Source organism: Ruegeria sp. AL11, from assembly GCF_056540865.1.
The window spans coordinates 1-526 of the sequence record NZ_JBQFXO010000096.1 but is presented as its reverse complement, the minus strand read 5'-3'; the positions used below and the strand labels follow the sequence as shown (position 1 = coordinate 526).

Below are 526 nucleotides of genomic sequence, written 5' to 3'. Positions count from 1 at the left end.
GGGGATATCCACCCTCTGTCACCCCCCTGATCGCCAGTCTTTGCGAACGCGCAGGTCCCGGAACGCAGGAACAGGGGGATATTACCGCGGTATTCAGCGTTTTGGTGGCCGGCTCGGACATGGATGAACCCATCGCTGACATTCTGCGCGGCGTTTTGGACGGGCACATTGTACTCAGCCGCGACATCGCCGAACGGGGGCGTTTCCCGGCCATTGACGTCAGCAGATCTGTGTCGCGGAGCCTGCCGGGAGCCGCATCCGAGGCCGAGAACCAGATGATCACAGAAACCCGAAAACTCGTGGGCAGTTACGAGCAGTCCGAAGTGATGATCAAGGCCGGGCTATACGCCGAAGGGTCTGATCCGCTGCTGGATCAGGCCGTTCGCGTTCACGAGGAATTGGACGCCTTTTTTGCCAAACCGGAAGCTGAGGGAATCGAAAACAGCTTTAACCGCTTGTCATTGATACTGCGTCGTGCATCGATCAGCTTGCCACGCTAGGCAGAATTCCAAACAGTTTTAAGTAT

General features: G+C 57.2%; 1 pseudogene. It reads left to right on the top strand.

The annotated features are described in order from the left end of the window. Positions 1–500: pseudogene (fliI, locus tag ACR0IP_RS23475) on the top strand (flagellum-specific ATP synthase FliI); the annotation flags it as partial. Positions 501–526: the final 26 nt, after the last annotated feature.